This window comes from Geodermatophilus sp. CPCC 205761 (genome assembly GCF_051383655.1).
Classification (GTDB): Bacteria; Actinomycetota; Actinomycetes; order Mycobacteriales; family Geodermatophilaceae; genus Geodermatophilus.
On the sequence record NZ_JALPKQ010000091.1, the window covers coordinates 1 to 8,354 of the forward strand.

8 protein-coding genes are annotated in these 8,354 nt (G+C 78.8%); 4 read left to right on the plus strand and 4 right to left on the minus strand.

Annotated features, from left to right (window positions below):
- Positions 1-908 (minus strand): FAD-binding oxidoreductase (locus tag MY526_RS26660; protein WP_436705457.1); only part of this gene is annotated, 908 nt, incomplete at its 3' end.
- 127 nt (positions 909-1,035) lie between these two features.
- Here MY526_RS26660 and MY526_RS26665 point away from each other — a divergent pair.
- Together MY526_RS26665 and MY526_RS26670 are read left to right on the plus strand one after the other, a co-directional pair.
- Positions 1,036-3,903, plus strand: coding sequence for a BTAD domain-containing putative transcriptional regulator (locus MY526_RS26665; RefSeq protein ID WP_436705458.1), 2,868 nt, complete (start codon positions 1,036-1,038; stop codon positions 3,901-3,903).
- 59 nt (positions 3,904-3,962) lie between these two features.
- Entirely contained in the window at positions 3,963-4,139 is a 177-nt protein-coding gene (locus MY526_RS26670) for a hypothetical protein (RefSeq protein ID WP_436695876.1), read from the plus strand.
- A gap of 13 nt (positions 4,140-4,152) precedes the next feature.
- Here MY526_RS26670 and MY526_RS26675 read toward each other — a convergent pair whose 3' ends face one another.
- The 3 genes from MY526_RS26675 to MY526_RS26685 all read right to left on the minus strand — a co-directional run bounded on the left by MY526_RS26675 (position 4,153) and on the right by MY526_RS26685 (position 6,581).
- Complete coding sequence (locus MY526_RS26675) at positions 4,153-4,923, minus strand: hypothetical protein (RefSeq protein WP_436705459.1); 771 nt, start codon at positions 4,921-4,923, stop codon at positions 4,153-4,155.
- A gap of 138 nt (positions 4,924-5,061) precedes the next feature.
- Positions 5,062-5,838: a GAF and ANTAR domain-containing protein gene (locus MY526_RS26680; protein ID WP_436705460.1), complete on the minus strand. Its 777-nt coding sequence runs from the start codon at positions 5,836-5,838 to the stop codon at positions 5,062-5,064.
- Entirely contained in the window at positions 5,835-6,581 is a 747-nt protein-coding gene (locus MY526_RS26685; RefSeq protein ID WP_436695879.1) for an ANTAR domain-containing protein, read from the minus strand. Before MY526_RS26685 ends, MY526_RS26680 begins: the two co-directional genes overlap by 4 nt.
- A gap of 159 nt (positions 6,582-6,740) precedes the next feature.
- On the opposite strand from MY526_RS26685, the gene MY526_RS26690 reads away from it, so the two are divergent.
- Positions 6,741-7,433, plus strand: a complete 693-nt coding sequence (locus tag MY526_RS26690; protein WP_436705461.1) for a hypothetical protein — start codon at positions 6,741-6,743, stop codon at positions 7,431-7,433.
- 86 nt (positions 7,434-7,519) lie between these two features.
- Positions 7,520-8,354: AfsR/SARP family transcriptional regulator (locus MY526_RS26695; RefSeq protein ID WP_436705462.1), on the plus strand; the 835-nt coding region annotated here is incomplete at its 3' end.

An 8,354-nucleotide genomic window follows, 5' to 3' on the forward strand; every position in this document is an offset into this window, starting at 1 on the left:
CCTTCGCGGGGGGCGGGCAGCGGGGGGAGGAGCAGGGAGGACCCGCCCCCCGGCCGGAGGCCGGCGGCGCCCGGGCCGAGCCCGGCGGGGCCGCGGACGGCCACCTCGTCGGCCGCGGGCCGGGCGGCCGCCCGCAGCGGGGCGAGCACCGCCGCGCCGTCCCCCGGGTCGCCGGTCCAGGCGAAGCGGACCGCCACCCACGCCGCGCCGTGCCGGTGCCCGGTGAGCACCGCCGAGGTGCCGGCCTGCGGCGGCAGCGCCGCCGCCCACGCCCGCCAGGCCTCCAGCACCCGCGGGGTGTCGTCGGCGGACCAGCGCAGCTCGCCGGCCAGCAGCGTGCCGGCGCCGAGCAGGTCCAGCTCGACCGCGGTCACCGGGCCCGGCACGCCCGCGCCGCCGCGCACACCCCAGAACAGCTCGGCGTGCTCGGTGGGGGTCACCCGGCGCAACGTGCCGTCGCCGGTGACCAGCTCGACCGCGCGGACCCGGTCCGAGGCCACGCCGTAGGTCCGGGCCAGCGGCCCCACTCCCCCGCCGGTGACCGAGTCGGCGACCCGCTCGGTCACCGCGGCGCCGGTGAGCGGGGCGAGGGAGTGCGCCGCGGCCGCGTCGAGGAGCCGCCGCCAGCGCACCCCGGCGCCGACCCGGGCCCAGCCCTCGGGCGAGACGGTGACCTCGTCGAGGCCGTCCGGGTCGACCAGCAGCGCCCGCGCCGAGGGGCCGGGCGGGGTGTCGTCGCCGCGGACCGCCACCGCCACCCCGTGCCGGCCGGCCAGCCGCACGGTGGCCACCACGTCGGCGGCCGCGGCGGCGCGGACGACTCCGTCCCGGAGGCCGGCGGCCGGGGACAGGCGGGCGCCCAGCAGTTCGGTGAGGTCGGCCGGGAGGACGGCGGGGGGAAGGGGCACGGGCTTCTCCGGGGTGCGGCGGGCGGACACCGGGAGGGTGGCGACGATCCCTTGGCCGGGCCTTGCCCACCGCTTGGGCAGCAGGTCGGCCCCGGAACCGGGCGTTTGCCCCCTACGCTGCGCACCGATGACCGGCACCTCGTTCCGCGTGCTCGGGCCCGTGGAGGTCTGGCGCGACGGCCGTCCCCTCGTCAACCCGACTCCGCGGCACCGCGCCGTCATCGCCGCCCTGCTGGTCGACGCCGGGCGGCCCGTCGCCTTCGACCTGCTCGTCGACCGGGTGTGGAGCGGACAGCCTCCCGGCTCGGTGGCGGCGACCCTGCAGGCGGTCGTGTCCCGGCTGCGCCGCGAGCTGGAGCCGGACAGCCGGCCCGGAGCGTGGACGGTGCTGCTCACCCGCGAGCCCGGCTACCAGCTGGCCGTCGACCCCGACGACGTCGACGCGCTGCGCTTCCTCCGGCTGCTGCGCACCGCCCGCGGGCTGGCCGCGCGCGACGACGTCGAGGGCGCCCGGGCCGCGGTCGCCGAGGGGCTGGCGCTGTGGCGGGGGCCCGCCTACGCCGACGTCGCCGCCACCTTCGCCGGTGAGGAGTCCGAGCGGCTGGAGCAGGCCCGGCTGGACGCCCGGGAGCTGGCCGCGGAGCTGGACCTGCGGATGGGCCGGCATGCCGAACTCGTCGACGACCTGCGGGAGCTGGTGCGGGGCGAGCCGCTGCGCGAGGGCCTGCGCGCCTCGCTGATGCTGGCGCTCTACCGGGCCGGCCGCCAGGCCGAGGCGCTCGAGGCGTACGCCGAGGGCCGCCGGCTGCTCGCCGAGGGGCTCGGCGTCGACCCGGGCCGCCCGCTGCAGGCGCTCCACGAGCGGATCCTGCGCCAGGACCCCGCGCTGGCCACGCCCGCCCCGGCACCGGTGGTCGCGCCGCCGCCGGTGCCGCCGGCCCGGCCGGCCGCGCTGGTCCTCCCGCCGCTGCCGGTGCCGCTGACCGCCTTCGTCGGCCGCGCCCGGGAGCTGGAGGCGCTGGCTGCGGCGCTCGCCGGCCGACGCCTGGTGACCCTGGTCGGCCCCGGTGGCAGCGGCAAGACCCGGCTCGCCCTGGAGGCCGCGCGCCGCCGGGCGGCCGGCGCACCGCCGGCCGCGCTGGTCGAGCTGGCCGAGGTGGAGGACCCCGACCTGGTCGCCGGGCAGGTCGCCACCGTCCTCGGCGTCAGCCTCACCGGCGGCGACCCCGTGGGCGCGGTGGCGACCGCGCTGCAGGACCGGCCGCTGCTGCTCCTGCTCGACAACTGCGAGCACGTCGTCGAGGCCGCGGCCGCCCTGTGCGCCGCCCTCCTCCCTCGGTGCGCCGAGCTGCGGGTCCTCGCCACCTCCCGGGAGCCACTGGGCCTGCCCGGCGAGGCGGTGCAGCCCTGCGGGCCGATGCCCGCGGGCAGCCCCGGCAGCGACGCCGAGCAGCTGTTCCTCGACCGCGCCCGCCTGGCCGCGCCGCACCTGGCCGATCCGTCGGCCGAGGAACTGGACCAGGTCCGCGGGCTGTGCGCCGCCCTCGACGGGCTCCCGCTGGCCGTCGAGCTGGCCGCCGCGTGCCTGACCACCCTCCCGCTGGCCGAGGTCGCCGGCCGCGTCGACGACCGGTTCACGCTCCTGGCCGGAGGGTGGCGGACCGCGCCGCCGCACCAGCGCACGTTGGCCGCGACCGTGCAGTGGAGCGTCGACCTGCTCTCCCCCGCCGAGCTGGCCGTCTTCCGCGCGGTCTCGGTGCTGCCGGGCAGCTTCGGGCCGGACGCGGTCGCCGCGCTGGCCGGCCCGGACGTCGCGGGCGGCACGCTGGAGCTGCTGCGGGTGCTGGTCGCCAAGTCGCTGGTGGAGCTCGACCACGGCGAGGGCCGCTACCGGATGCTGGAGACGCTGCGGCAGTACGCCGAGCAGGGCCTCTACGACGGCGCCGCGCGGCGGTTGCGCGACCGGCACGCGGGCTTCGTCGTCGAGCTCACCGAGCGGCTGGAGCCGACCCTGCGCCGGCCGGAGTGGACCGCCAGCGCCCGGCGCCTGGACGCCGAGCAGCCAGGGCTGCGGGCGGCGCTGGCGCACACGCTGGCCACCGGGCAGGGCGAGGCGGCGCTCCGGATCGGGGCGGCGCTGAGCTGGTGGTGGTACCGCCGCGGCCACGTGCAGGAGGGCCGCCGGTGGCTCGGCGCCGCGCTGGAGGCCACCCCCGGCGCGCCGGCGTCGGTGCGCAGCGGGGCACTGCTCGGCGACGCCCTGCTGGCCTACCTCTCCGGGGACGTCGCCTCGCTGTTCGACCGGACCAACGAGATCGTCACCGCCGCCCCGGACGAGCGCGACGGCGTCCTCGCGCTGGCCCTGGTGCTGCGCGGCTTCGTCCGGGCGCTGCTCGGCCGGACCGACGCCGAGGGCGACGTCTCGCAGGACATCGCCCGCGGCCTCGAGCTGGCCCAGGCGTCGGGCATCGAGTGGGTGCAGGCCGAGATCGCGATGACGCTCGGGCAGTTCGCCCGGGTCGCCGGCGACGCCGACGCGGCCCTGGCGCACCTCGCCGCGGCCGAGCGGCTCGCCCTGGACCTCGGCCACTCGTGGGCGCACTCGTCGGTGCTGTGGATCCGGGCCAAGGTGCTCACCGACTTGGGCCGGGCCGACGAGGCGCTGGCGCAGCTGTGGCGGATGGTCGACCTCACGCACCGCGAGGGCGACGCCACCGGCACGCTGGCGGGGCTGCTCACCGCGGTGGGCGCCGCGACCGCCGGCGGCCGCCCGCGCGACGGCGCCGTCCTGCTGGGTGCGGTGCAGGCCTGCGCCCGGCGGGTCGGCTACGACCCGCTGCGGATGGACCCGACGGACGGGCAGCGCTACGTCGAGGGCACCCGCGCCGCGCTGCACCCCGACGAGTACGCCGCCGCGCTGGCTGAGGGCTCGGCGCTGGACCTGGGCGGCGCCAGCGCCCGGGTGGGGCGGCTGGCCGGGGAGGCCCGGGCGTAGAGACCTGCACGGAACGCGTCGGCGGGCTCCGCGCGGGCCTGCGTGCCAGGCTCGGGGGCATGGCCTTCGACCTGCACCGAGCCGACGGCGAAGTGATCCGCTTCGACAACGACGCCCGCTTCAGCTTCACCGCCACCGGTCACCTCGTCGTCTACGACGGCGGTGGCAACAAGACCGTGTTCAGCCACCACAGCTGGAACTGGCTCGAGGAGCCGGTCCCCCCGCCCGCGGACTGACGCCCGGCAGCGCTCAGGCGGGGAACGGCAGGCCGAGCTGCGGGACCGGCGGGCCCGCGGCCCGGTGCCTCACGCGCCGCGCCGCCCTCTGCCGGTGCGCCGTGCGCGCGGCGTGCAGCGCCCGGGCCTCCTCCGTGCCGGGGGCCGCGAAACCGTCCGCGGTCAGCCGGCAGGCCGCCAGCCGGACCCAGCGCGTCCGGTCGTCGACGTCCCGGACGCCCACCGAGAGACCCACGTGGTGCCGCCGGAGGGCCACGGCGACGCCGCGGACGGCGACCTCGGTGACCGCGGCGGCCTCGGCCTCGGGGCCGTAGAGCCAGGTGACGTGCCGGTGCCTCCTGCGGAGGTGGTCGTCGCGCTCGCGCCAGGCGGTGTCCGGCAGCGGCGCGAGCTGCACCTCGAGGACGACACCGAGCTCGTCCACGACGACGTGCAGGCCGCTGTGCCCGCCGGGATCGGGACCCCGCTCCAGCCGCGCGTCGTGCCCCTGCCCGGCCAGCCACGCGGTGAGGGCGGGCTGGTACCGCAGGTGCTCGTACGCGCGTCCGGCGTCGGCCTCGGTCAGTGCGCACCGGGCGCCGCCGGGATGGCCGAAGGACGGCCGGCCCCCGCCCGGGGCCTGCAGCACCAGCCGCCCGCCGCAGCCCCCCGCCCGGGTGGAGCACCAGAACCCACCGCGGTGGTGCCGCGCGAGCCGGCCGGCGTCGAGGCGGTCCTCCGGTGCGGGCACCGCGTTCTCCCCGGCCGGTCCGTCCGTGACCGCCCACAGCAGCTCGCCGGTCACCGGTGCCTCCCCTCTCGCCGCAGTGGCACGAGGATGCGCCCGGGGTCCGACAGAACCGGACCGCCGCCCGGTGCGCCGGGGTCACGGGCCCGGCCGGGAGGACCGGCGCGAGGTGGCGCAGCTCCGGGTCCCGGCCGGTCAGTCCGGCGCGGACGCGCCGCCGTTGCGGGAGGTCACCTCGGCCAGCAGGGCGCCGGCCACGTCCGCGACGGAGCGGCCGGAGCGGCGGGCCGCGTCGGCGAGCCGGCCGAAGGCCTCCTGCGGACCGGTCGCGCCCCGGGCGAGCAGCACACCGGTCGCCTGCCCGACGGCGTCCCGGGTGACCAGCGCCCCGGTCAGCTGCCGGCTCAGGCGGCGGGCCTCCCGCAGGCTCTGCGCGTTGGCCAGCAGGATCCCGGCCTGCGCGGCGAGCAGGCGCATGACGTGCTCGTCGTGCGGGCCGTAGTGCTGGGGGCGCTCGCTGTAGACCTTCATGGCGCCGATCGACTCTCCGGTCACCAGCAGCGGAGCACTCAGGACCGACCGGACCCCCAGTTGGCCGGCGGCGTCGTTCCAGCGGGGCCAGCGTGCGTCGGTGGTGGTGTCGTCGATGCGGACGAGCTCGCGGGTTCTCCAGGCGGTGAGGCACGGCCCCTCGTCGAGCTCGTACTGCAGGGCATCGGCCTGCTCGACGAGCCGGTCGGACGCCGCCCGCGAGCGCTTGCCGTGCTCGTCGACGACGGTGACCGCGGCGCCGAGCGTGCCGGCGGTGGTGGTCGCGGCCAGGCTCGTCACCAGCTCCAGGGCGGTGTCGACGGTCTCGTGGGAGAGCACCAGCCCGGCCATCTGGGCGAGAGCGGCGCCCAGCTCCACGGGGGGCAATCCACCGGGGGCCCCGGCTCGGGCCGGTGCCGGCTCGCCGGCCGGGTCGGTCACGGCCGGTCCCGTCGTGCGGCCCCGCGGCCGGGCAGCTCGCCGGTCCGCACCAGGTCCTCGGCGACGTCGCGCGCCTTGCGGTTGCTGTGCATCGAGGCGTCGGCGAGCATCCGGAAGGCCTGGTCGGGGGTCAGCTTGTGCCGCTCGATCAGGATGCCCTTCGCCTGCTCGATGACCGACCGGAACTCCATCGCGCTCTGGAGGTGCGCGGCGAGCTCGCGCGCGTCCTGGAGGGTGTCGATGTTGGTCAGCACGACGCCGGCGTAGGCGGCGAACTCGGTGGCGGCCCGCCGGGCGTCGTCGGTGAAGGCGCCCGCCGAGGGGGCGTAGACGTTCAGCCCGGCGGTCAGGTGGGCGACGGGCACGGGCACGGCGATCGAGCTCAGTGCGCCGCGGTCGAGGAGGGCCGGGACGTACGCAGGCCACCGGCTCTCCGCCCGGGCGTCGGCGATCTCGACGAGGTGGCCGCCGACCGCGGCGTCGAGACACGGGCCGTGGCCCTGCGCGTACTGCAGCTCGTCGAGCTCGGCGGCCATCGGCCCGGTGGCGGCCGCCGTCGTCGGCCGGTCACCGCGCACCAGCGTGATCGATGCCTCCGCGCCCTCCGGCATCGCCCGCCGGACCAGGTCGACCACCCGCTGCAGCACCGACTGGGGGCTCTCCTCGGCGAGCAGCAGCCGGTGCAGTTCGCCCAGGGCGAGTTCCGCTCCCGGCGCGCTCCGGGGGTCCGCGGGACCGGTCACGCGTGTGGTCCTCTCGCCTCGTCCCGGCCTCGTGACCGGTGGGCGTTGAGTACGGTACCCGACATTGCCGGGCCGGGTCGGCGCGTGCGCCGGCGCCCTCGACGTCGATCCAGTGGTCGTCCAGACGACTGCAAGACGCGGCCGCGAGCGTCCCCGGCCATGACGACCTCCGCACCGACCTCCCGACCCGCCACCCTCCGCCGCCCCCAGGGCTGGCGGTCGGCCCTGCTGGCCTCCGGCCTCACCATGCTCGCCGGCGGCGCCCTGCACCCCGACGCCGACGCCCGGGCATCCCTCCGCGAGGAGCTGGCGGTGATGACCGCCGACGGCCGCTGGGTGCCCGGGCACGCCCTGCTGGTGATCGGCACCGTGCTGCTGGCCGGCGGGCTGTGGGCGGCCCGCCGCCGGCAGGTCTGGCCGGCGGCGGCCGACCGCGGCCTGGCCGTGGCAGCGGCGGCCCTCGCGCTCTACGCGGTGGAGACGGTGTTCCACCTCGCCGCCGCCGTCGACAGCTCCGCGCTGCACGCCGGCCACGCCGCCCCGGTCGCGTTCACCCACGTCGGGCTCGCCGCCGTGCTCTACCCGGTCAGCGGCCTGGCCGTCGTCCTCCTGGCCGCGACGCTCGCCCGGGTCCAGAGCGGGGTGCGGCGCGCCGTCGCACTCCTCGGCGTGGCCGGCGGCCTGGCGCACGCCGCGTCGGTGCCGCTCACCCTGGTCCGGCCGGACACGGAGTTCACCCCGGTGTTCGCCGCCGCGGGCGTGCTGCTGGCGCTCTGGGCGCTGGGCACCGCCGTCACCGGCGCGCCGGCGCGGGACACCGCGGCGCCCCGGGAGGTCGAGCCGGTCGGCTGACCGCGGGACACCGGCCACGCGGCGCCCGGGCTCCCCCGGGCGCCGCTGCGTGTCCGGAGGACAGCGGCGCCCCTAGCATCCGCGCCGTGCAGGTGCGCGTGTTCGGCGAGCTGGCCGTCCTGGTCGACGGCGTCCCGGCCGACCTCGGCGGGCCCAAGCCCCGGGCGCTGCTCGCCCTGCTGGTCGCCGCCGAGGGCCGGCCGGTGTCGGTGTCCCACCTGGTCGACCAGATCTGGGGCGAGCAGCCGCCGTCGCGCGTGGAGGCCTCGCTGCAGTCCTACGTCGCCCGCCTGCGCCGGGAGCTGGAGCCGGCCCGGCGGGCGCGCGCCACGGACGACCGGCTGCGGACCCATCCCGGGGGCTACTCCCTCGCCCTCGCCGGCGAGCACGTGGACGCGCGCCGGTTCGCCGAGCTCATCCGGCACGCGCGATCCGACGCGCCGGCCGACCCGGACCGGGCGGAGGCGCTGCTCGACGAGGCGCTGTCGCTGTGGCGGGGCGACCCCTACGCCGGGCTGACGGAGGGCAGCGCGTCGCTGGCGGCCGAGGCGCTCCGGCTCACCGAGCTGCGACTGACCGCGCTGGAGGACCTCTGGGAGCTGCGCACCCGGCGCGACGACCGCGCCGCCGCCGCGGAACTGGAGCAGCTGGTCGGGCAGCACCCCTCCCGGGAGCGGCTGTGGGGGCTGCTCGCCCTCGCCCAGTACCGCGCCGGCCGGCAGGCCGACGCGCTGGGCAGCCTGCGCCGGGCGCGGGAGCACCTGGCCGAGGAGCTCGGCATCGACCCCGGACCCGACCTGCGGGCGCTGGAGGCGTCGATCCTGCGCCAGGACCCCGGCCTGCTGCCGCGGCCGGCGGCGCCGGGCCGTCCCGCGCCGCGGCCCCCGGCGCCGCGCCGTCCCGGCGAGCGCAAGGCGGGTC